We start from the raw sequence: 22,056 nt of genomic DNA, 5'->3' as shown, positions 1-22,056 counted from the left end.
GGCCCGTGCGTGTCCCTCGACGACCCGTTGCCGCCCACCGCGCCCACCCCGGTCACGGGCTCCGTCCGGAGCGGTGCGCGCGAGGGCGTGGGGCACCTCGTCCTCGACCGCCCGGAGGCGCTCAACGCCCTGGACACCGCCATGGTGCAGGCGCTGGACGCCGCGCTGGCCGGCTGGGCCGGCGAGTCCGGGATGCGGCGGGTGGTGCTGGAGAGCTCCTCGGCGCGGGCGTTCTGCGCCGGCGGCGACATCCGCGCGGTTCGCGAACGGGCCCTGGCCGGCGACACCGCGGGCAACCGCGAGTTCTTCGGCACCGAGTACCGGCTCGACCGGCGGATCGCGGAGTACCCGCTGCCCCACGTCAGCCTCGTCCAGGGCGCCTGCATGGGGGGCGGGCTGGGCGTCTCGGTCCACGGGAGCCACCGCGTCGCCACCGGCACCGCGGTGCTCGCGATGCCCGAGACCGGCATCGGCTTCTTCCCCGACATCGGCGCGACCTGGTTCCTGCCCCGGCTGCCGGGGCACCTCGGCGTCCACCTCGGGCTCACCGGCGCCCGGCTGACCGCCGAGGACGCCCTCTACTGCGGGCTGATCACCCACCTGGTCCCCGCCGAGCGGCTGCCCGACCTCCGGACCGGCCTGGCCGACCCGGCGCGCGAGGTGGCCGACGTCCTCGACGCCCTGGCCGTCTGGCCGGGCGGGCGGCGGGTGCGGCCGCCCGGGGACGACCCGGTCTGGCGGGCGGTCAGCCGGCTGGCCGACGCCCGGGAGGCCGTCGACGCCGTCTGGTCCGCGCCCGACCTCGCCGCGGTCCTCGACCGGCTGGCCGCGCGCTCCGACGACTGGTCGGCCGAGACCCTGGCCGCCCTGCACCGGGCCTCGCCGGCCAGCCTGCACGTCACCTGGGCGCTGCTGCGCGCGCCGCAGCCGTCGCTGGCCGCCAGCCTGGACCGCGAGCTGCAGGTGGCCCTGGCCGTCACCGGCACCCCGGACTTCGCCGAGGGCGTGCGGGCCGCGCTGGTCGACCGCGACCGCTCGCCCCGCTGGGACCCGGCGGTGTCCCTGACCGACCGGTCGGCCGACGTGCTGGCCGCCGTCCTCAACACCCTCGACCGAGCCCCCGCCGTCTGACCCGAACCGGCCGGGCACCCGCCGGGCCGCGTCCGTCCCACCCGGAGGAGACCGTCATGACCGATCTCGCGGACCCGCCCGTCACCGGCCTCGCCGCGCTCGCCGCGGCGCCGGCCCCACCGGCGAAGCGGGTCTACGACTTCGCCGAGGGCAACCGGGACATGGCCGACCTGCTCGGCGGCAAGGGCGCCAACCTGGCCGAGATGACGGCGCTCGGGCTGCCCGTGCCGCCGGGGTTCGTGATCACCACCGAGGCGTGCACGGAGTACCTGCGCACCGGGCTGCTGCCGGAGGGGCTGGCCGGGGAGGTCGCCGTCCACCTCGCCCGGCTGGAGGCGGCCCTGGGCAAGCGGCTGGGCGATCCGGAGGACCCGCTGCTGGTGAGCGTCCGGTCCGGGGCCCGGCACTCGATGCCGGGGATGATGGAGACCGTCCTCAACGTGGGGCTCAACGACGCGAGCGTCGAGGGGCTGGCGCGCCGCTCCGGCGACGAGCGGTTCGCCTGGGACTCCTACCGGCGGCTGCTGCAGATGTTCGGCACCACGGTGCTCGGGCTGCCGGGCGAGGCCTTCGCCGGGGAGCTGGAGGAGACGCTGCGGGCGCGCGGCGCGGCCTCGGAGGTGGAGCTGGACGCCGCCGGGCTGCGCACCCTCGTGTCCCGCTACCGCGACCTCGTCCGCGCGCACACCGGCGAGGACTTCCCGCAGGACCCGCACCGCCAGCTGGAGCTGGCCACCCGCGCGGTGTTCGAGTCGTGGAACACCGAGCGGGCCCGCGTCTACCGACGCCAGGAACGCATCCCCGCCGACCTCGGCACCGCGGTCACCGTCTGCGCGATGGTGTTCGGCAACCGGGGCCCGGACTGCGGCACGGGGGTGGCCTTCACCCGCGATCCGGCCACCGGCGAGCCCGGCGTGTACGGCGACTACCTGCCCGACGCGCAGGGCGAGGACGTCGTGGCCGGCATCCGCAACACCCTGCCGCTGGCCGCGCTCGCCGAGCTCGACCCCGCCGCGCACGCAGAGCTGATGGCGGCCGTGGCCACCCTCGAGCGGCACTACGCCGACCTCTGCGACATCGAGTTCACCATCGAGGCCGGGAAGCTGTGGCTGCTGCAGACCCGGGTGGGCAAGCGGACCGCCGCGGCGGCCTTCCGCATCGCCGTCCAGCTGGCCGACGAGGGCGTGATCGACGAGGACGAGGCGCTGCGCCGGGTCAGCGGTGCCCAGCTGGCCCAGCTGCTGTTCCCGCGCTTCGGCGACGTCTCCGCCGCGCCGCTGCTGGCGCGGGGGATGGGCGCCAGCCCCGGAGCGGCGGTGGGCGCCCTGGTCTTCGACAGCGCGACCGCGGTCGAGCGCGCGGCCCGCGGCGAGGACGTCGTCCTGGTGCGCCGGGAGACGACGCCCGACGACCTGGCCGGGATGCTCGCCGCCCGCGGGGTGCTGACCAGCCGCGGCGGCAAGACCAGCCACGCCGCGGTGGTGGCGCGCGGCATGGGCCGCACCTGCGTCTGCGGGGTGGAGAGCCTGACCGTCGACACGGCCGCGCGCACGGTGCGCACCGCCGACGGCCGGCTGCTCCGCGAGGGCGACGTCGTCTCGATCGACGGCACGACCGGCTGCGTGTACGCCGGCGCCGTGCCGGTGGTGCCGAGCCCGGTGGCGCGCCACCTCACCGGCGAGGCACCGGACGACGCGGGCGATCCGCTGGTGGCCGCGGTCGACCGGCTGGTCGGCCACGCCGACGCCCGGCGCCGCCTCGGCGTCCGGGCCAACGCCGACAGCCCGGAGGACGCGGTGCGGGCCCGGGCCCTCGGCGCCGAGGGGATCGGGCTCTGCCGGACCGAGCACATGTTCCTGGGGGAGCGCCGGGCGCTGGTCGAGCGCCTGGTGCTCGCCGTCGACGACGCCGAGCGCGATGCGGCCCTGGCGGCGCTGCTGCCGCTCCAGCGGGCCGACTTCGAGGGGATCCTCGAGGCGATGGACGGCCTGCCGGTCACCATCCGGTTGCTCGACCCGCCGCTGCACGAGTTCCTGCCCGACCGCACTGAGCTCGCCGTCCGGGTCGCGCTGGCCGCCGAGCGCGGGCGGCCGGTCGCCGACGACGTGCGGCTGCTCGCCGCCGTCGAGCGGCTGCACGAGCAGAACCCGATGCTCGGCCTGCGCGGCGTGCGGCTCGGCCTGGTCGTGCCCGGCCTGTTCGCCATGCAGGCGCGGGCGGTGGTCGAGGCCGCGCGGTCGCTGCGGGAGCGCGGCCGGGATCCGCGGCCGGAGATCATGGTGCCGCTGGTGGCCACCGTGCAGGAGCTCGAGGCGGCCGCCGAGCAGATCCGCCGCGTGGTCGCCGAGGTCCAGGGGGACGACGCCGGGGTGCCGATCGGCACGATGGTCGAGCTGCCCCGCGCCGCGCTCACCGCCGACGAGATCGCCGGCGCCGCGGACTTCTTCTCCTTCGGCACCAACGACCTCACGCAGACCGCGTGGGGGTTCAGCCGCGACGACGTCGAGGCCTCCTTCTTCCCCGAGTACCTGGAGCGCGGGGTCTTCGCGGTCAGCCCGTTCGAGACGCTCGACCGCCGGGGCGTCGGCCGGCTGGTGCGGACGGCGGCGGCCGAGGGCCGCGCCGTCCGCCCGGACCTGCACCTGGGCGTGTGCGGCGAGCACGGCGGGGACCCGGCCAGCATCGCGTTCTTCCACGAGGTGGGGCTGGACTACGTGTCCTGCTCGCCGTTCCGGGTGCCGGTGGCGCGGCTGGAGGCCGGCCGGGCGGCGGTCTCCTGACCCGGGGACGTCCGCGGCTCAGAGCAGGCCGCGGACGTACCCGATCTGGCCGAGGTGGGCGAAGTCGTCGCCGATGACGCTGACCAGCCGGACGCCCAGGGTGACCGGCGGGTCCCACCGCTCGTCGACCACCCGGTCGAGGTCGTCGTCGGAGAGCCCGGCGAGGAACTCCGCCGACTGCCGGTGCACCGCCGCGGAGTACTCGACCAGCAGGTCGGGGGAGTCCACGCGCACCGCGGCGACCTCCTCGGAGGAGAAGCCGTAGCCGGTGGCGTCGTCGTCGACGGGCAGGGCGAACCGCTGCGCGAAGCCCTGCGCCGTCCACACCTGCTCCCGGCCGGCCACCTCGGCGAGGTGGTCGTCCTGCACCCGGAGCAGGTGCCAGGCCAGCCAGGCGATCGGGTTGGCGTCGGGGCCCACGCGGGCGGCCAGCTGCTCGGCGGTCAGCCCGCGCAGCGACGACCGGAGCGTCTCGTCGATCTGCGAGTAGGCGTAGGCGAGGAGGTCGCGGCTGCGCACGGTCAGTCCTCCTCGGGCTCGCTCTGCGCCTCGAGCTCGGCGGCCTGCTCGGGGGTCTCCATCTCCAGGGCGATGTCGCGCGGCTGGGGCTGGTCGGGCTCGGGAGAGGTCATGAGCCGAGCCTGCCTCAGAACAGCAGGCCCAGCAGCGCCAGCAGGCCGCCGACGGCCGCCGCGAGCAGGAGGACGACGAGTACCACGGGCACCACGACCCAGCGGCGCCGGAACCGGCGTCGCCGGCGGGGGGCCGCGGCGCGGCGTGCGTCCCGGCGGGCGGTGGTCGGGCGGGATGCGGCCGGCGGGGGAGCGGCCGGCCGGGAGGCCGCCTCCTGCTTGCGCTCCCGTCGCCGGCCGGCGAGGTACCGCGCCTGGTCGCGGGCGTCCCGGGCGACCGATCCCAGGACGGCAGCCGACGCCTTGGCCAGCGTTTTGAGGTCGTCGGCGTCGAGCCGCACCACCTGCCCGCCCCGGGCGGCCTCGCCGGCGTGCGGGGGCGCCGGGGAAGGGGGCATGCCGGTGGCCGGTGGCGTCCAGGCAGGAGCGGCGGCGTCCGGCGGCAGCAGCGCCGTCAGCTGCTCGCGCACCTGGGCCGCGGTCAGCCGCTGCGCCGGGTCCTTGGTGAGCAGGCCGCGCAGCACCGGTTCCAGCGGCCCGGCGAGCACGGCCGGCGGCGGGTGCTCGGAGACCACGGCCATGAGCGTGGGCACCGGGTCGCCCCGGGAGAACGCCGGCCGGCCCTCCACCGCGGTGTAGAGCGTGACGCCGAGGGACCACAGGTCGGTCGGCGGAGCGGGCGCGGCGCCCTGGGCCAGCTCGGGTGACATGTACGACGGCGAGCCGATCAGCGTGCCGGCAGTGGTCAGCGACGAGTCGCCGGTGGTCGTGGCGATGCCGAAGTCGGTGAGGTACGCCCGGCCGTCGGAGGCCACCAGCACGTTGCCGGGCTTGACGTCGCGGTGCACGATCCCGGCCGCGTGCGCGGCGCTCAGCCCGGCCAGCACGTCCAGCCCGATCCGCGCCACGGCCGGCCACGGCAGCGGGCCGTGCTCCTCCACCAGCTGCTGGAGGCTGCGGGAGGGCACGTGCTCCATGACCAGCCAGGGCCGGCCGTCCTCCTCGACGACGTCGAAGACGGTGGTCACGTGCGGGTCGTCGAGGCTGGCGGCGGCCCGGGCCTCGCGCAGCGTGCGCTCGCGCAGCACCTCCCGCTCGTGCGCGGTGACGTGCGGGGGCCAGACGATCTCCTTGACCGCGACCGGGCGGTCGAGCATCCGGTCGGTGGCCCGCCAGACCACGCCCATGCCGCCGCGGCCGATGACCTCCGCGAGGACGTACCGGCTCCCGAGCAGCCGCCCGTCGGCCCCTGCGTCGGCGGACATGGGCGGACAGTACGCCCGGGAGCCGGTCCCGGCTCGGTGGTCAGGTGCCGCGCTGCTGGGTCATCCCCATCCGTCCGAGGACGACGGTCTCCAGCACCTGCACCAGGTTGTAGAGCACCAGCGAGGCGAGGGTGACGACCACGACCGCCGACCACACCAGCGGGAACTTCGCCTGGCCGCTGGCCTTGAGGATCGTGGAGCCCATGCCCTCGCCGGTGGCCAGCCACTCGGCCAGCAGCGCGCCGGTGAGCGCGCCCGGCACCGAGATGCGGACGGCGGCGAAGAACGCCGGGAGCGACGCCGGGAGGGCGACCTTGCGCAGCGCGGTGACCGGCCCGCCGCCGTAGACCGACACCACGTCGAGCATCTCGGGGGAGGCCGACCGCAGCCCGAACACGATGTTCACCAGCGCCGGGAAGAGCACCACGATGCCGGCGACCACCGCGACGGTGGCGACGTCCCGGCCGAAGACCAGGATGATCAGCGGCGCCAGCGCGATCAGCGGCACCGAGCGCAGCAGCATGGCGATGGGCATGAGCGCGTGCTCCACGCCGCGGGACAGCCGGAACGCCGTCGCGCCGAGCAGCGCCACGACCAGGCCCGCGACGAAGCCGATGAACGCGTCGTAGAGGCTGATCCACAGCGAGTCGAAGACGATCGTGCGGTGCTCCCCGGCGTCCTCGTCGGTGACCAGGTACTCCCACACGTCCAGCGGGCCCTTGGCGACGTACTCGGGGACGTCGAAGAACTCCAGGACGGCGACCCACAGGCCGACGACCACGACGACGGTGAGCACGAAGGTCAGCAGCGTCCGGCCGACGCCGCGCAGCACGGTGCGCGAGGTCTCCCGCCGGATCTCCCGGCGCCGCTCGGCCGCACCGGGATCGGCCGGCGGGCGGGTCAGGGTGGCGGTCACGAGCTGCTCCTCCCGCGCGACCAGGGCGCGACGACGCGGGCGATGAGCCCGAAGAACGCGAATCCGACGATCGCCACCGCCGCGCAGGCCAGCGCGATGCCCCACACCCGCGCGGCGTGCAGCCCCTGCTGGGCGTTGATCATCGCCGGGCCGATGCCGGAGTCGACCTTGCCCAGGTACTCGCCGAGGATCGCGCCCAGGAACGCGGCGGGAACGGCGATCTGCAGGGCGTTGAGGATGCTCGGCAGCGCGGCCACCAGCCGCACCTTGCGCAGCTGGGTGAGGGCGTTGCCGCCGTAGACGGCGACGACGTCCAGCGCCGCCCGGTCGGCCGCGCGCAGCCCCAGCAGGGTGCCCACCACGGTGGTGAAGAAGCAGCTGAGCGCGGCGAGGAAGACCGCCGTCCCGGAGGGCTCGCCGGGCTCCGGCGCACCCGCGACCAGCAGCACGATCGGGCCGATCGCGACGATCGGCACGCAGTAGGTGATGGTGGCCAGCTGGGTGACCAGCCCCTCGGTGCGCGGCAGCACGAGGACGACGGCCGAGAGCACCAGGGCGATCGCGTTGCCCCAGAGGAAGCCCTGGGCGCCCTCGAGGATGGTCACGCCGAAGTTGTCCAGGTACAGGCCCCAGCCGTCGGTACCCCACTGCTGCACCACCTGCGGCGGGGTCGGGATGGCCTGGCGCTCGCCGGCGCCGACGCCGGAGAAGACGGTGGCGGCCAGCAGCCACCACACCGCGACGACGGCGACCGTGCCGACGATGCCGACCGCCCAGGACGGCAGACGCAGGCGGGTCACGTCAGTCGTCCGCCGCGGCGCCGCCGGCCCCGAACAGCAGCTCCGAGGCGTGGTCGACGTAGGCGTGGAACTCCGGCGTCCGCTGCATCTCGGGGGTGCGCGGGCGGGGGAGGTCGACGTCGATGACCTCCTTGACCCGGCCGGGCCGCGGGCTCATGACCGCCACCTGGTCGGACAGGAAGATCGCCTCGGTGATGCCGTGCGTGACCATCAGCGTGGTGGCCGGCTTCTCGGTCCAGATCCGCAGCAGCTCCAGGTTCAGCTTCTGCCGGGTCATGTCGTCCAGCGCCCCGAAGGGCTCGTCGAGCAGCAGGACCGAGGGCTTGAGGATGAGCGAGCGGGCGATGGACACCCGCTGGCGCATGCCGCCGGACAGCTGCGCGGGCTTGGCCTTCTCGAACCCCTCGAGGCCGACCAGCGCGACCATCTCGCGCACGTAGTCGCGGTCGACGGGGACGCCGGCCACCTCGAACGGCAGCCGGATGTTGGACAGCACGCTGCGCCAGGGCAGCAGCGCGGAGTCCTGGAAGGCGATGCCCAGCTCGTGGCCGCTGCGCAGCTCCTGCGGGCTCTTGCCGTCGACCCGGATGGAGCCCGCGGTGGGCTCCTCCAGGCCGGCCAGGATCCGCAGGATCGTCGACTTGCCGCAGCCCGAGGGCCCGAGCAGCGACAGGAAGCTGCCCTGGTCGGTGTGCAGGTCGGCGTCCTGCAGGGCGGTCACCCGCCGGGTGCCCATGCGGAACACCTTGGACAGGCCGGAGATCTGCACACCGGTGCCCAGGGCGGCCTCGCCGCCCTGGACACCGGTGCGCGGGGTCATGTCGATCACGGTTCCCCTGAGGTGAGCCGGGCCGGTCAGGCCTGGTAGTCGAGCAGGTCGGGGTTCTCCTCGTAGACCTCGGCGAGGAGGGACAGGTCGAACAGGTCCTCCGCCGCGATGTCGATGCCGGCGCCGGCCAGGGAGGCGATGGTCTCCTCCTGGAGCTCCTCGGTGATGGTGAACAGCCCGTTGGCCTCGGTGTCGGAGGAGACGATCAGCTCCTCGTTGGCCGTCTGCGCCGAGATGAGCTCCACCGCGGGGTCCAGCCCGAGGTCGGCGCCGTAGTCGGACAGGCACAGGTCGACGGCCGCCTGCGGGTCGGCGAGGACGTCGGTCCAGCCGCGGATCTCGGCGACGAGGAAGGCCTTGAGCGCCTCGCGGTCCTCCTCGATCGACTGCTGGGTGACGGTGAAGGTCTCGGCGACGAAGGGCAGGCCGTTGTCGGCGAAGGGCAGGTTGGTGACCGCCTGGCCCTGCTCGGAGACGGTGATCGACTCGTTGGTCAGGTAGGCGACGAACCCGTCGACCTCGCCGTTGACCAGCACCGAGGGGTCGTACTGGACCGGCACGACGGTGACCTGGTCGGGCTCGATCCCGTTGGCGGCCAGCAGCGCCTGGAACAGGCTGGTGTTGGAGTCCTGGACGCCGATCTTCTTGCCGATCATGTCCTGCGGGGTGGCGATGTTCCCGCCGTCGGCCAGCGACAGGATGGTGAACGGGTTCTTCTGGTAGGTGGTGCCGATGATCTTCACCGGCACCTCCTCCTCGGCGATGGCGGTGCCGACGGAGACGGCGTCGCTCAGCGCCACCATGGCCTGGCCGGACAGCAGCTCGGCGACGCCGGTCGAGGGGCCGGAGACCAGGCTGACCTCGCCGAAGCCGGCGTCGCCGTAGTAGCCCTCGCTGTCGGCGACGTACTCGCCGAGGAACTCGGCGTTCTTGATCCAGGACAGCTGCACGGTCAGGTCGCCGAAGTCGCCACCACCCTCGGCCGAGGAGCCGGAACCTCCCGAGTCGGCGTCGTCGCCGCCACAGGCGCTGAGGGCGAGCGCGAGGCCCAGGGCGGTGACCGCGGCGGCGGTGCGGCGACGGGCGCCGGCGGTGGAACGGAACGTCATGGAGAGGTCCTCACTGGCGGTCGGGAGCGGGTCGGACGCCGTCCGGCGTCGGCCGGGACAACCTCACCGACGGAGATTTCGCCGAGCGGCCGCTTCCTGTTTCGCTGCGGTAACCACACCGAACCGTGATGGACGAGCCCTCCCGGCGACCCCGGTGCCCCGATCGCGGGACATGCCGGGCTGTGGACGGCCGCTGGCGACGGCACCTGGGAAGCTGCCCCGGGGCCTGCGACCGAGCGGGCCGCACAGCGAACCAGGAGGACCCATGACCACGCCGGGCTCGAACGGCCCTGACCAGCAGCCGGGGGGTGGCGCCCCCCAGTGGGGCGAGCAGCCGCCGCAGGGCGGTGCCCCCGGGCAGTTCCCCCAGGGGCAGTACCCGCAGCAGGGCCAGTTCCCCCAGGGCCAGTACCAGCCGCAGCCGGGTCAGCCGGGCCAGTTCCCGCAGCAGGGCGGCCCCGGCGGTCCCGGCCAGCCGCCGTTCGGCGGCGCGCCGCAGAAGAGCGGCACGGCCAAGTGGCTGATCCCCGTCGTCGCGGTCGTCGTCGTGCTGATCGCCGTCGGCGTGCTGTTCTTCGCCTTCGGGGGCAAGCCGGAGGTCGGCGACTGCCTGGACAGCACGTCCGGCCAGCCCGACGTCGTCGACTGCGAGGACTCCGAGGCCCAGGTCCGGGTCATCGGCATCGACGACCGGGAGCTGACCTCGGCGGACTTCTACAGCGACCCCAGCACCTGCGAGGAGTTCCGCGACCAGACCGAGTACCAGCTCTGGTACGGCGACACCAGCGACCCCGACGCCACCGGCACGATCTACTGCCTCGAGCTCGTGTGAGCTGACCTGACGATCGAGGGCCCGCCCGGTGCAGCACCGGGCGGGCCCTCGTCGTCCGGGGAGTTCCGGAACCGACACGCCGCGCCGGACGCCGGGGGGACGCGGGGCTCCCCGCCAGGAGTTCCGCGCCGAGACCGAGTACCAGCTCCGGTACGGCGATCCGGCCGACTCCGACGCGACCGGCGTCCTCCACTGCCTGGAGCTCGTGGGCTGACCGCCGGGCCGGTCAGCCGCCCGCCAGCCGGCGGCGCAGCACCTCCTCCTCCCGGCGCAGCACCACCTGGGCCAGCTCGCGCACCGCGGCCTCGGCCTGCCGGCCCACCAGCGGGGCGTCGACGTGCGCGTCGGCGGAGGTGGTGACCAGCGTGCCGCCGTCCGCCGCGGTCAGCGTGCGCACGCCGGACAGCCGGGCGGTGCGGCCGAAGATGCGGGCGCCGACCTCGAGCTCCCCGTGCCGGCCGCCGTCGCCGTCCGGCCGCCAGGTGCGGCGGTCGACGACGCCGACCTCGCCGCCGACGAAGCGGGCGAAGACCGCGGGGATGCCGGCCGTCGAGGCGACCATCCGCACGGTGGTCACCACCTCGTCGCCGGCCTCGTCCACCGCCACCTCCTCCACCCGCGTGCCCAGCGCCGCGGCCACCTCGCGGAGGAACGCCTCGTCGGTGAGGACGGCGAGCAGCGCGGCCGGGTCGGCGGGGTGCTCGGTGCGGGCGTCGACGGGCACCGCCCCATCCTCGGCCGAGGACGAGGCGGGTGCCGGATGGCGCGGTGCGGGCGGTGCAGGTCCGGGGTGCGGTGCGGTCAGGCGCGCAGCGCGGCGCGGGCGATCGGCACCAGCGCGGCGAGCACCAGGGCCTCGCCGAGGAGGCCGACCGCCAGCGGGAACTCGCCGCTGGCGAGGACGAAACCGGCCAGGTAGGCGGGCGCGGCCCAGACGGTCACGTCGGCGCGGGCACGGACCAGCGCGGCGGTGGTCACCAGGGTGCCGATGACCGCCATGAGCACCAGCGGGCCGAGCACCAGGAAGGGCGGGCCCTGCTGCACCGACGTCCACAGGTCGGCCGCGTCGGCGCCCCCGCGCTCGGCGATCACCTGGGCGATGAGCCGCATCCCGGCGAACCCGCCGCCGCCCACGCAGCCCGCGGCGAGCAGCGCGGCCGCGATGCCCGACAGCCACGGCGCCCGGCGGCGGCCGGCCAGGGCCACGGTCGCGGCCATCGCGAGGGTGGCGACCATGCCGACGAGGTAGACGACGATCGAGGCGACCTGGGCGGTCGGGGCCGCGGCGAGGCCGGCCAGCCAGGGGCCGGCCTCGTCGCGGGGGAGGCCGGCCGAGGAGAGCGCGTACTGGGCGGCGAGGGCGACCGGGCCGACGAGCGCGGCGCCGACCAGCAGCCGGCGCCGCGGGTGCACGGCCGGGACGGCCGGGCCGCCGGCCGGGGCGGTGGCGGGCGCGGCGATCGCGTCGGGGGCGACGAGGCCGGCGCCGAGGTGCGTGCTGGTGTCCATGGGGTTCCTCCGGGAGGTCGCCGGCTCCTGTCGGCCGGACGGGAGGACCGTCGCCGCCGGGGCGTCCCCCGGGCATCGGACGGCTGTCCCGACCTGCCGGGGGAGCGGTGTCCCTGGGGTCCGGGACAGCTGCGCTGCCACCATGTCGCGGTGCCCCGCGCCCGAGCCGCCGTCGCCGTCGCCGCCGCGGCCACCGGGATGGCGGCCGCGGTCGCGGCACTGGTCCTCTCGCTGACCGCCGTCGCCGATCCGGACCCCGCCACCGTCGTCTGGGGCCTGGCCGGCGCGGTCGGCTTCGGCGGGCTGGGTGCGGTGGTCGCCGTCCAGCGCCCCCGGCTGCCGGCCGGCTGGCTGATGCTGGCCGTCGGCGTCTGCGGGGGCGGGGAGGCGCTGGCCGCCGTCCTCGCCGCGGCGCTGCTGCCGGACGACCCCGGTTCGGCCCTCGGGGCGACCGCCTACTGGATCTCCACCTGGCTGTGGGTGCCCTCCTACGTGCCGGTGCCCGCGCTCCTGCTGCACCTGCTGCCGTCGGGTCCCCTGCCCGGCCGCGGGTGGCGCCTGGCGGCCGGGGTCGGCGCGCTGGCCGCCGTCCTCGCGCCGATCGGCTGGGCCGTCACGCCCTACGACGAGCAGGACCAGCCGGTGCCCGCGGCCTACGGCGCCCTGACCAACCCGGTGGGGATCGAGGGCGCCTGGTCGGTGGTCGGCGCCTCGCTGCTGCTGGTGCTCACCGCCACGGCCCTCGGGGTGGCGTCGCTGGTGGTGCGGCTGCGGCGCAGCACCGGCCGGGACCGGGACCAGGTGCTGTGGGTGCTGGCCGGCGCGCTGGGCACGGTGCTGCTGCTGGCGCTGGCGTGGGCGGTGCCCGCGGCGCAGACGCTCTGCATCGCCCTGGCCCTGCTGCCGCTGCCGGCCGCCGTGGCCTGGGCCCTGGCACGTACCCGGCTGTGGGACCTCGACCCGGCGCTCGGCCACACCCTCGTCTACCTGGGCATGAGCCTGCTGGCCCTCGCCCTCTACGGCGGGCTGCTCGTGCTGGCCCGCGGGGCGCTGGGCGGGCTGGGCCCCGAGGCCGACGTCGTCGTGCTGCTGCTCGCCGCGGTGGGCGTGCAGCCCGCGCGCGACGTGCTCGAGCGCGGGGTCAACCGGCTGCTCTACGGCGCCGCGGTCGAGCCGGGCGTGGTCGTCACCGAGCTGGGCCGCCGGGTGGACTCGGCGACGGCGCCGTCGCAGGTGCTGCCGGGGGTCGTCGACGTGCTCGCCAGCACGCTGCGTCTGCCGTACGTGGCGCTGCGGCTGCCCGGCCGGGGCCCGGTGGTCGCCGGCGACGCCGCCACCGAGGTCGAGACGCTGCCGCTGGTGCACCAGGGCCGGACGGTCGGCGCGCTGGACGTCGGGCTGCCGGCCGGCGGGCTGGGCCCCCGGCTGCGCTCGATGGTCGAGGAGCTGGCCCGGCAGACCGCGCAGGCGGCGCACGCGGTGCTCCTGCAGGAGGAGCTGCAGCGCTCCCGCGAGTCGATCGTGACCTCCCGGGAGGAGGAGCGGCGGCGGCTGCGGCACGACCTGCACGACGACCTGGGTCCGGGGCTGGCCGCCACGGCCATGCAGCTGGAGGCGGTCGCCGAGCTCGTGCCGGCGGACCCGGTGCGCGCCGGGGCGATGCTCGACCAGGCCGCGGAGTACCTGCGGAGCACGGTGGCCGAGGTACGCCGCATCGTCGACGACCTGCGGCCGGCCGCGCTCGGTGACCTGGGCCTGGTCGGCGCGGTCCGCGCCCACGCCGCGCGGCTGGCCGACGCCGGCATCGAGGTCACCGTCGACGCGCCCGACGACCTGGGCGAGCTGCCCGCCGCGGCGGAGGTGGCAGCCTTCCGCATCGTGGGGGAGGCGATGACGAACGTGGCGCGGCACGCGCGGGCGCGGTCGGCGCAGGTGACCATCGCGCGCCGGGACGGCGTGCTGGAGCTGTGCGTCGCCGACGACGGCGTCGGGGTGCGCCCGGGTGCCCCGGCCGGTGTGGGGCTCGGCTCCATGCACCAGCGGGCGGCGGAGCTGGGCGGCACGTGCGTGGTCACCGGCGGCCGCGGGACGACGGTGCGGGCCACCCTGCCGGCGGAGCCGGCATGACCAGCGTGCTCGTGGTCGACGACCACCCGATGTTCCGCGAGGGGCTGGTGGCCCTGGTCGACTCGCTGGACTGGGCCTCGGTGGTCGCTCAGGCCGAGGACGCCGAGGCCGCGGTCGCCGCCGCGCTCGAGCACCGGCCGGACGTCGTCCTCATGGACCTGCACCTCCCGCGCGGCAACGGCCTGGACGCCACCGCCCGGATCGTCGAGCAGCTGCCGGGCACCGCCGTCCTCGTGCTGACGATGGTGGAGAACCAGGACGCGGTCGCCGCGGCACTGCGCGCCGGTGCCCGGGGCTACCTGGTGAAGGGCGCGACGCGGGCGCAGATCGCCCGGGCGATCGAGGCGGTGGCCGACGGCGAGACGATCCTCGGCCGCGGGGTCGCCGGTGCCCTGTCCCGGCTGGATCCCCGCGGCGACGCCCTGGCCGCCTTCCCCGACCTGACCGACCGGGAGCGGGAGATCCTCGGCCTGATGGCCACCGGCATGACCAACGGGCAGATCGCCGGCCGGCTGTTCCTCTCCGACAAGACGGTGCGCAACGTCGTCTCGACGGTGTTCGCCAAGCTGCAGGTGTCCAGCCGGGCCGAGGCGGTGGCGCGGGCCCGCGACGCGGGGCTGGGCGGCGCGGCGCCCGGCCTCGGCGTGCCGCCGGCCTGACCGCGCCGAGCAGGGGGCCGACGTGCCGTTCCTCCAGCAGGACCCCGACGGCGGCTGGCGGGAGACCCGCGAGGTCGACCTCCGCCAGCTGGCGCCGGTGCCCGTGCGCTTCTGGGCCCGGACGGAGTTCCGCGTCCTCACCGGGTTCCGCTACGCGTACCCGGGTCGCCCGCCCGCCCGGGTGCGCCCGCCCGACGCGGCGCTGGAGGTCCGGGCCGGCGACACCACCGACCTGGCGTCGGTGCCGCCGTTCCTGTGGGGCGTGCTGTCCAGCTACGGCAGCCACACCATGCCGGCACTGCTGCACGACCGGCTCTGCGCCGTCGCCGAGCGGCAGGAGCTCGGGGGTCCCGCGCTGCGGCGCTGGGCCGACGCCCTCTTCCGCCGGATGCTGCGCGACGAGGCGCGGGCCGGCATCGCCACCCGCTGGGCGATGTGGTCGGGCATCCGGCTGTTCTCGTTCCCGCCGCTCGGCGTCGTCGCGCTCGCCTGGGCGGCCGCCGTCCACGGCTGGTGGGCCTGGACGGCGTGGGCCGGCCCCGCCCCGCGCTGGCCGGCGATCGCCGCCGTCGCGCTCACCGCGCTGACCGTGCTCCTGGCCGTCGTCCGCGCCGTCGAGCCGCCGCTGCGCTTCGACGCGGCCGCCGGCCCGGCGGCGCCGCGGTCGTTCCGGCCGCCGGCGGCGGGCAGCCTGCTGGGTGCCGCGCTGGTGGCGCTGCCGGCGGTGCCGCTCTTCGCGCCGGTCGTCGCGGTGACGCTGGCGGTCCGGGGCCTGCTGCTCGCCGCCGATCTGCTGCTGCGCCTGCTCGTCGTCCCGCTGTCCGGGCTGGCCGGCGCCTACCGGCGGGCGCGGCCGGCTCCCGATGCGGGGGCCGGCCGCGTCTCGCGAGGCGACGACGTGGTGCAGGCGGTCATGGACGAGCCCTGGCCGGTGGCCGGCACCGTCTTCCCCCGCCCGTGAGCGGGTGTGCCGCGGACCCGGCAGCGGGTACCCGTACGGCATGAGCACCGGAGACAAGATCAACAACAAGATCGACCAGCTGGCCGGCAAGGGCAAGGAGGCCCTCGGCCGGGCGACCGACGACCCCGACCTCGAGGCCCGCGGCAAGGGCGAGCAGGCGACGAGCAACCTCAAGCAGGCCGGCGAGAAGATCAAGGACGCCTTCAAGTGAGGCGGCGGGCACCGCTCGTCCCGACGTGAGGGGATTGCCGGTTCCCGGCAACCTGAGGTACCCGCAGTTGACCGGCGGCTGCCGTTGTCCGGCCACGAGGGGAGCGGGCACCGTGGGGCCGGGCCCGCGGAGGGCGGCAGTCGCCGCACCCGGGCCGTCCTGACCGTCGGCGGAGAGGGGAGGCCTGGTGGCCGTGCCGATCCTGCCGACGACCGGGCCCGCCCGGTCGTCCCGCGGCTTCCGCGGGCCGGACGTGCTCCGGCGCGGCCAGGACCGGGCGCCGCCGGCGAGAGCCCGACCATCCCGGTCCCCGGCTCTCGTCCCGCGCGTCCCACCTCCTGGTGGGGCGCGTTTCTCGTATCCCTGGAGTTCGCCATGACCACGCTCGTCCCTGCCATCCCGACTCCCGATCGGGCAGCCTTCCGGCAGCTGCTGGAGACCCAGCGCGCCGACTGCGTCCGGCAGCGGGAGCTCGCCCTGGCCGAGACCGCCACCTCGCTGCCGGATCCGGTCGCGGTCAGCCGCGCGGCCGCCCTGCTGCGCACCATCGAGGAGATCGACGCCGCGCTCGAGCGGATCGCCGCCGGCACCTACGGCGTGTGCACGGGCTGCGGTTCGGCCATCCCCGCCGAGCGTCTGGAGTTCCGTCCCTTCGCGGCCTCTTGCGTCAGCTGCCAGCAGGCCCGCTGACCGGCGCGCCCCGCGCCCCGCTCCCGCCCGCCGGCGACCGGTCCCGTCGCCGGCGGGCGGCACCGAACCCCGGAGCCGCTCGTGCCGGACACCCCCACCGCCCGGACCACCCCCGAGGCCCGGCGACTGCTGACGGTCACCACCCGGCGGAGCCGCCGGCCCGGCCGGGTGGTCGTCGACGTCGCCGGTGAGGTCGACAGCTGGACCATCCCGGCGCTGGAGATCTGCCTGCAGTCGCAGACCGGCCGGCCGCAGGTGCGCGAGGTCGTGGTGGACCTCGGCCAGATGACCTTCCTCGGCGCGGCCGGTGTCGGAGTGCTCGCGCGCGCGCACCGCCGCGCCCGCGCGCGGGGTGCCCGCTTCGCCGTCCGCACCGGCGGGCGGCGGCAGGTGCTCCGGCCGCTGCAGCTCACCGGCCTGGCCGACGTCGTGCCCGTCGACCCGGCCGACGTCCTCCGGCCGCGCGCGTCCGGTCCGCGGCCGTCGCAGGTCCGCCGGCCGGGACGGAGGCACCGCCGGATCCGGCAGTGAGGCGGGCCGCGCGGCCGCCGCTGCCGATGCGCGCCGCGGCCGCCGCCTACCGCTTCCGGGAGAGCCTGTTCGCGCTCCCGGCGCTGCTCGTGCTGGCCGGCATCGGCCTGGCCGAGGCCGCCGGCGCGGCCGACGAGGCACTGGGGGAGCGCGCCGTCCCCCTCACGCTGACGATGGCCGGCAGCACCGCCACCTGGCTGCTCGGCACCGTGGCCGGCGCGACCATCACCACCGCCGGGGTGGTCTTCTCGCTGACCGTGGTCAGCCTGCAGCTGGCCAGCAGCCAGTTCAGCCCGCGGGTCATGCGCTCCTACATCCGCGACCGGCTCAGCCAGGTGGTCATCGGGCTGCTGGTCGCCACGTTCGTCTACTGCGTGCTGGTGCTGCGCCGGGTGGACGGCGACGGCGCCGGGCCGGCGCCCGGCATCTCGCTGACCCTCGCGGTGGTCCTCACCGTGGCCACCGTCCTGCTGATCGTGGCCCACCTCGACCACCTGGCCCACGGGCTGCAGGTCGGCCACGTCGTCCGCCGCATCTCGGAGGAGGGGGAGGAGGTGCTGCGGGCGGCCGCCCGCGAGGTCCGTGCCGAGCGGCCGGCCACCGCCCGCACCGCGCCGGACGGGGGCGGCGTGCTGACCGTGCCCGCGCCGCGCGACGGCTGGATCACCCAGGCGCCCAGCGACCGGCTGCTGCGGGCCGTCGGGCCCGGGACGACGGTGCGCCTGGACACCCGCACCGGCGCCTACGTCCACGCCGGGGAGCCACTGCTGACCGTGTGGCCGGTGCCGGCCGACGCCGACCGGGTGGCGGGGCGGCTGGCGGCCGCGGTGCTCGTCGACGACGTCCGGACCATGCAGAGCGACGTCGACTTCGCGCTGCGGCAGCTGGTCGACATCGGCCTGCGGGCGCTGAGCGCCGCCATCAACGACCCCACGACCGCGGTCGAGGTGGTGCTGCGCATCGGCAGCCTGCTCCGCCGGCTGCTGCTCGCCGACGGCCCCGCCGACGCGGTGGCGGGCCGGGACGGGCGGCTGCTGCTGCGGCCCTGGCAGCTGTCCGGCGACGAGCTCGTCGCGCACGGGTTCGACCAGCTGCGGCAGGCCGCCCCGACCCAGCCGCAGGTCGCCGCGGCGCTGCTGCGGGTGCTGCGCATGCTCGAGGGGCACGTGCGGGAGGCCGGCCGGCCCCAGCACCTGCCGGAGCTGCACCGGCAGGCCGACCTGCTGCTGGACGCGCTGCGCGGCACGCCCGGGCTGCACCCGGCCGACCTGGCCCGGCTGGAGGCGATCGCCACCGGCACCGACCCCGCCGACCACAGCGCCCGGTGGGCCTGAGCGGAGTCAGCGCGGTCCGGGTCGCGGCGGTGCGGCGCCGCTGAATGGCCAGGACGTCGCCGAGCCCAGCTCGCCCAGCCGCGGCCACCAGCGCCACAGCGCCCATCCCGCGGCGGTCGCCACGGCCACCGCCGCGGCGGGGGGCGCCGCGCCGAAGAGCAGCAGGAGGACCGCTGCCCAGCAGCCGACACGGACCGACGTCGGCAGGTCCGCGAGCCGTCCGCGCACCGGGCGTCGCGGCGGTTCGGCGGCCTCCTCGGTCCGGAACCGGTCGACGACGTCGTCCCACACCCGCTGTTCGGCCTCGCTGAGCACGGCACCTCCTTGCCGGTGCCCAGCATCGCCGTCGCACGGCATCCTCGACCATCGCGCTCGCCGGACGGATGGGGCAGGCTGGCCTTGCCGGTGACCGGCAACGTGAGAGGAGGAGCCGTGACGCGGAGCGGTCGGGCAGCGGCGCACGGCGACTGGCTGGCGGCGGTCGGCGCCGCGGCGGGCGACGCGGTGCACGCGCCGCCGGACCTGCTGGGCGAGTACCTCGGGATGCTCGCCGACGCCGCCGTCCACGGGCGCCGTCCGGATGCGGTCGCGCTGGAGGCGGTGCGCGAGCAGGGCCGGCAGGCGGCGGCGCGGGGCGTCGGCGCGCGGCAGGCCGTCGACCTCTACCTGTCGGCGGCCTGGCGGCTGTGGCGGCACCTGCCGGTGGTCGAGCGCTCGAACGACCCGGAGAAGGTGCGCGCCGCCGCCGAGACGGTGCTGCGGGTGCTGGACGACGCCGTCGGCGTGCTCGTCGACGGCCACCAGTCCGAGCGGCGCGACATGATCCGCCGGGAGGAGGCGCTGCGGGCGGAGTTCGTCGACGACCTGCTGCGCGGCGACGCCGACGTCTCGCGGATGGTCGAGCGGGCCGAGCCCTTCGGCATCGACTTCGGCACGGCGCACCACGTGGCGCTGGTGGCCCCGCGGTCGGCCGCCTGCGACGTGGCGCGGGTGGCGACCGTGCTGGAGCGGGCGGTCGTCGACCGGTTCGGCGACCGCGAGGTACTGGTGGCGACCAAGGACGGGCGGGTGGTCGTCCTCGTCCCCGGTGCCGCGGGGGGCCCGGACGTCGGGAGCGTCGTGCAGGCCGACCTGGCCCGGCTGCGGGTGGCCGGGCGGTGGCAGGTGGCCGCGGGGCGGGCGTTCCCCGGCGTCTGGGGCGTGCCGCGCAGCTACGAGGAGGCGCGGGAGGCGCTGGCCCTGGCCGAGCGGCTGGGATCGGAGGACGGCGTCGTCCACTCGCGCGACCTGCTGGTCTACCGGGTGCTGGGCCGCGACCAGCCGGCCATCGCCGACCTCGTGCGCGACGTGCTCGGGCCGCTGGAGCAGGCCCGCGGGGGTGCGCAGGTGCTGCTGGAGACGCTGCGGGCGTACTTCGAGGCCGGTGACGTGGCCACCGAGGCCGCCCGCCGGCTGCACGTCTCGGTGCGCACGGTGACCTACCGGCTGGACCGGGTCGCCCAGCTGACCGGTTACCGGGTGTCCCGTCCCGACCAGCGGTTCTCGCTGCAGGCGGCGGTGCTGGGAGCCCGGTTGCTGGAGTGGCCGGGGCGGCCGCTGCCGAGCGAGTAGGACGCGGTCAGCCCAGGCGGCCGTACGTCGTCAGCGCGGTGTCCACGGTCAGCGCGACGGCGACCACGAGGGGAGCCAGCGGCTCGGGAAGGGGCTGGCGCAGCTCGGTCACGTGCCGGCCGGCCTCCGGGGTGACGCGGGCCAGCTCCGCGCCGTCGAGGCCGGTGACCACGTAGCCGGGCCGGCCCCATCCGCGTCCGGGGACCCGGCGGACCGTGCCGACCGGGCGCCCCCCGGCGTGGAGCCGGTACCTCGCGCGCCAGAGGGAGGCCGCGACGCTGCCGACCTCGCGCCCGCCGGGGCGCGCCACCCGGAGCAGGACCCTGTCCCACCCGATCTCCGGGCGGGTGAGGACGAGGACGGGCCCACCGGCGTCGCTCACGAGGAGGGTCTGCGGGAGTCGGGCCTCCAGGCCCGCCGTGCGCCGGCGCATCGGGCTGACGGTGTCCAGCCAGCCGCGGCCGTCCCAGGTGACGCTGCCGACTTCCCGGCCCGCGCCGTCGTGGACGGGGAAGCGGGCGAGCTCGGCCAGGCGGGTCTTCACGCCGACGGCGAGGACCTCCTGCTGCAGCAGACCCGCGGGGGCGAGCGGCTCGGGCCGGACCTCGGACATGGCGCGGACCGTAGCCGCGTCCCGGGTCGGCGGGGGGCGGGATCCACCCGGTCGGGCGACGGCCGGAGCCGTTCGCGCCGACCCGCCGGCCGCGATGATGCCGGGGTGACCGACGACCGCTTCGCGAGTCCTCGCAGCCGGCGGATGCGCGAGCTGCGGCACGCCGTCCTGGAGGGCGGGGAGCTCTGGGCCTGGGGGACCGACGACGGGCCCCTCCACCGCGAGGACCACAACGGGACGACGATGCTCCCGCTCTGGATCTCCGAGTCGCGGGCCCGGGAGGAGAACGAGCCCGGCGCCGAGGCGGACGAGTTCCCGATGCGGTTCACCCTGCCGGAACTGCAGGAGAAGGTGCCGCAGTGGCGGCGCGCCGGCGTCCGCCGGTACGGCCTGGAGCCCGAGGGCGAGAGCGTGCTGTACATGCTCGACGCCCGGGAGTTCCTGACCTTCCTCGAGCACGGCCGGCCGGAGGTCCGCCGACTGCCCTGACCAGCGGTGGGGCGGGTGGGGCTCGAACCCACGACCCAGGGATTATGAGTCCCATGCTCTGACCGGCTGAGCTACCGCCCCCGACGCCCTCAGCCTGCCATGCGGCGCGCGGCTGGACGCCGGGGCGTCCAGCCGATCCCCAGCCGGCACCCAGGCACACCGCAACTCCCCGGGCCACCGTCGAGGTCGACCTCGTCGTCGACCCCGCGGAGCGCCGGATGACCGCTTTCCTCGTGCCGGCAGCGCTGCTGCTCGCCCTCGGCCTCCGGCCGCCGGTCCGCAGCGGGGCGGCGGCGGCCGGCGCCGGGCAACTGGTCGTCGTCGCCGGCCTGCCGGGGAGCGGCAAGACCACCCTCGTCCGCCGGCTGTTCGGTCCCGACGCCGACAGCACTCCCGGGGTCCGGGTGCTCGACGCCGAGCAGGTCGCCGCCCGGCTGCGGCGGGGTGCGCCGCGGGTGCCCTATCCGGTGCTCCGGCCGGTGGCCCACATCTGGCACCGCGCCCGGGTGCTACGCGCACTGGCGGGCGGCGCACCGGTCGTCGTCCTCCCCGATCCCTGGACCCGGCCGCTCTGGCGGCGCGCGGTCGAGCGGGCCGCACGCCGCTCCGGCCGGCCGCTGCGGCTGGTGCTGGTCGACGTCCCGGCCGGGCAGGCCCGGGCCGGTCAGGACGCCCGGCGCCGCACCGTCCCGGCGCGCCGCATGGCCCGGCACACCGCACGCTGGGCGGGGGTGCGGCAGGAGCCGGCGGCGCTGGTGGTCGACCGGGCCGGCGCCGACCGGCTGACGGCCGCCGAGCTGCTCGGTCCGGCCGCGCCGGTGCCGGCCGGGGTGCCGGCCACCCGGTGGTCGGCGTGAGGTCCGTCACATCGGCCGCGCGCCGGCCGGGACCCGCGCTGCCTCGGTCCGGCGGCCGCTCAGCGCACCCACCTGCTCACTTGGGGTAGCCGGAACTCACCCGAAAGGGCAAGGCGACGCGCCGCGGGAGTTACTCGATCGTGACCCGGAGCCCGATCCCGGGTAACTTC

Annotated in this window: 23 protein-coding genes and 1 tRNA gene; 13 read left to right on the top strand and 11 right to left on the bottom strand. The window is 76.5% G+C overall.

Annotated features, from left to right (window positions below; translation table 11 throughout):
* Positions 1-9: 9 nt before the first annotated feature.
* Complete coding sequence (locus ACI79R_RS21180; protein WP_456575650.1) at positions 10-1,131, top strand: enoyl-CoA hydratase/isomerase family protein; 1,122 nt, start codon at positions 10-12, stop codon at positions 1,129-1,131.
* 56 nt (positions 1,132-1,187) lie between these two features.
* Entirely contained in the window at positions 1,188-3,911 is a 2,724-nt protein-coding gene (gene ppdK, locus ACI79R_RS21175) for a pyruvate, phosphate dikinase (protein WP_456575649.1), read from the top strand.
* Positions 3,912-3,929: 18 nt separating this feature from the next.
* Here the strand turns inward: ppdK and ACI79R_RS21170 are convergent, their stop codons facing one another.
* The 6 genes from ACI79R_RS21170 to ACI79R_RS21145 all read right to left on the bottom strand — a co-directional run bounded on the left by ACI79R_RS21170 (position 3,930) and on the right by ACI79R_RS21145 (position 9,462).
* Positions 3,930-4,430, bottom strand: a complete 501-nt coding sequence (locus ACI79R_RS21170; RefSeq protein WP_456575648.1) for a mycothiol transferase — start codon at positions 4,428-4,430, stop codon at positions 3,930-3,932.
* 127 nt (positions 4,431-4,557) lie between these two features.
* Positions 4,558-5,808: a serine/threonine-protein kinase gene (locus ACI79R_RS21165; protein WP_456575647.1), complete on the bottom strand. Its 1,251-nt coding sequence runs from the start codon at positions 5,806-5,808 to the stop codon at positions 4,558-4,560.
* Positions 5,809-5,848: 40 nt separating this feature from the next.
* Positions 5,849-6,724 carry an ABC transporter permease gene (locus tag ACI79R_RS21160; protein WP_456575646.1) on the bottom strand — a complete coding sequence of 292 codons (876 nt, stop codon included), beginning with the start codon at positions 6,722-6,724 and terminating at the stop codon, positions 5,849-5,851.
* Positions 6,721-7,524, bottom strand: a complete 804-nt coding sequence (locus ACI79R_RS21155; RefSeq protein ID WP_456575645.1) for an ABC transporter permease — start codon at positions 7,522-7,524, stop codon at positions 6,721-6,723. The genes ACI79R_RS21160 and ACI79R_RS21155 overlap by 4 nt, the downstream gene beginning before the upstream one ends.
* 1 nt (position 7,525) lies before the next feature.
* Positions 7,526-8,344 (bottom strand): ABC transporter ATP-binding protein, encoded by an 819-nt coding sequence (locus tag ACI79R_RS21150; RefSeq protein WP_456575644.1) that lies wholly within the window; start codon positions 8,342-8,344, stop codon positions 7,526-7,528.
* Between the two features lie 35 nt (positions 8,345-8,379).
* Positions 8,380-9,462, bottom strand: coding sequence for an ABC transporter substrate-binding protein (locus ACI79R_RS21145; RefSeq protein ID WP_456575643.1), 1,083 nt, complete (start codon positions 9,460-9,462; stop codon positions 8,380-8,382).
* A gap of 265 nt (positions 9,463-9,727) precedes the next feature.
* Between ACI79R_RS21145 and ACI79R_RS21140 the strand changes: the two genes are divergently transcribed.
* A complete protein-coding gene (locus ACI79R_RS21140) occupies positions 9,728-10,294 on the top strand; it encodes an LppU/SCO3897 family protein (RefSeq protein ID WP_456575642.1) in 567 nt (188 codons plus the stop codon).
* Positions 10,295-10,520: 226 nt separating this feature from the next.
* Here the strand turns inward: ACI79R_RS21140 and ACI79R_RS21135 are convergent, their stop codons facing one another.
* Together ACI79R_RS21135 and ACI79R_RS21130 are read right to left on the bottom strand one after the other, a co-directional pair.
* Complete coding sequence (locus ACI79R_RS21135; protein ID WP_456575641.1) at positions 10,521-11,018, bottom strand: DUF2505 domain-containing protein; 498 nt, start codon at positions 11,016-11,018, stop codon at positions 10,521-10,523.
* 77 nt (positions 11,019-11,095) lie between these two features.
* On the bottom strand, positions 11,096-11,803 hold the full coding sequence (locus ACI79R_RS21130; RefSeq protein ID WP_456575640.1) for a hypothetical protein: 708 nt from the start codon (positions 11,801-11,803) through the stop codon (positions 11,096-11,098).
* Positions 11,804-11,953: 150 nt separating this feature from the next.
* On the opposite strand from ACI79R_RS21130, the gene ACI79R_RS21125 reads away from it, so the two are divergent.
* The 7 genes from ACI79R_RS21125 to ACI79R_RS21095 all read left to right on the top strand — a co-directional run bounded on the left by ACI79R_RS21125 (position 11,954) and on the right by ACI79R_RS21095 (position 18,316).
* Positions 11,954-13,930 (top strand): sensor histidine kinase, encoded by a 1,977-nt coding sequence (locus ACI79R_RS21125; protein ID WP_456575639.1) that lies wholly within the window; start codon positions 11,954-11,956, stop codon positions 13,928-13,930.
* Positions 13,927-14,589, top strand: a complete 663-nt coding sequence (locus tag ACI79R_RS21120) for a response regulator transcription factor (RefSeq protein ID WP_456575638.1) — start codon at positions 13,927-13,929, stop codon at positions 14,587-14,589. The genes ACI79R_RS21125 and ACI79R_RS21120 overlap by 4 nt, the downstream gene beginning before the upstream one ends.
* 22 nt (positions 14,590-14,611) lie before the next feature.
* A complete protein-coding gene (locus ACI79R_RS21115; RefSeq protein WP_456575637.1) occupies positions 14,612-15,550 on the top strand; it encodes a DUF1353 domain-containing protein in 939 nt (312 codons plus the stop codon).
* Positions 15,551-15,590: 40 nt separating this feature from the next.
* Positions 15,591-15,761 (top strand): CsbD family protein, encoded by a 171-nt coding sequence (locus ACI79R_RS21110; RefSeq protein ID WP_456575636.1) that lies wholly within the window; start codon positions 15,591-15,593, stop codon positions 15,759-15,761.
* A gap of 375 nt (positions 15,762-16,136) precedes the next feature.
* Positions 16,137-16,451 (top strand): TraR/DksA family transcriptional regulator, encoded by a 315-nt coding sequence (locus ACI79R_RS21105; protein ID WP_456575635.1) that lies wholly within the window; start codon positions 16,137-16,139, stop codon positions 16,449-16,451.
* An 81-nt stretch (positions 16,452-16,532) separates the two neighbouring features.
* On the top strand, positions 16,533-16,982 hold the full coding sequence (locus tag ACI79R_RS21100) for an STAS domain-containing protein (protein ID WP_456575634.1): 450 nt from the start codon (positions 16,533-16,535) through the stop codon (positions 16,980-16,982).
* The gene (locus ACI79R_RS21095) at positions 16,979-18,316 is read left to right on the top strand and encodes a DUF2254 domain-containing protein (RefSeq protein ID WP_456575633.1); all 1,338 of its coding nucleotides are present in this window, start codon (positions 16,979-16,981) and stop codon (positions 18,314-18,316) included. Before ACI79R_RS21100 ends, ACI79R_RS21095 begins: the two co-directional genes overlap by 4 nt.
* 6 nt (positions 18,317-18,322) lie before the next feature.
* Here ACI79R_RS21095 and ACI79R_RS21090 read toward each other — a convergent pair whose 3' ends face one another.
* Positions 18,323-18,631 carry a hypothetical protein gene (locus ACI79R_RS21090; RefSeq protein WP_456575632.1) on the bottom strand — a complete coding sequence of 103 codons (309 nt, stop codon included), beginning with the start codon at positions 18,629-18,631 and terminating at the stop codon, positions 18,323-18,325.
* Between the two features lie 117 nt (positions 18,632-18,748).
* Here ACI79R_RS21090 and ACI79R_RS21085 point away from each other — a divergent pair, with 117 nt between their 5' ends.
* On the top strand, positions 18,749-19,927 hold the full coding sequence (locus ACI79R_RS21085) for a PucR family transcriptional regulator (RefSeq protein ID WP_456575631.1): 1,179 nt from the start codon (positions 18,749-18,751) through the stop codon (positions 19,925-19,927).
* Between the two features lie 7 nt (positions 19,928-19,934).
* Here the strand turns inward: ACI79R_RS21085 and ACI79R_RS21080 are convergent, their stop codons facing one another.
* On the bottom strand, positions 19,935-20,540 hold the full coding sequence (locus tag ACI79R_RS21080) for a scramblase (protein ID WP_456575630.1): 606 nt from the start codon (positions 20,538-20,540) through the stop codon (positions 19,935-19,937).
* A gap of 105 nt (positions 20,541-20,645) precedes the next feature.
* On the opposite strand from ACI79R_RS21080, the gene ACI79R_RS21075 reads away from it, so the two are divergent.
* On the top strand, positions 20,646-21,029 hold the full coding sequence (locus ACI79R_RS21075) for a hypothetical protein (protein WP_456575629.1): 384 nt from the start codon (positions 20,646-20,648) through the stop codon (positions 21,027-21,029).
* A 7-nt stretch (positions 21,030-21,036) separates the two neighbouring features.
* On the opposite strand, the gene ACI79R_RS21070 is transcribed toward ACI79R_RS21075, so the two are convergent.
* Positions 21,037-21,110 (bottom strand) — tRNA-Ile (locus tag ACI79R_RS21070).
* A 137-nt stretch (positions 21,111-21,247) separates the two neighbouring features.
* On the opposite strand from ACI79R_RS21070, the gene ACI79R_RS21065 reads away from it, so the two are divergent.
* Complete coding sequence (locus tag ACI79R_RS21065; RefSeq protein WP_456575628.1) at positions 21,248-21,886, top strand: AAA family ATPase; 639 nt, start codon at positions 21,248-21,250, stop codon at positions 21,884-21,886.
* Positions 21,887-22,056 lie beyond the last annotated feature (170 nt).

Source organism: Blastococcus sp. SYSU D00820 (genome assembly GCF_054050695.1).
The sequence above is the reverse complement of the archived record's forward strand: the minus strand, read 5'-3'. Positions and strand labels throughout refer to the sequence as shown.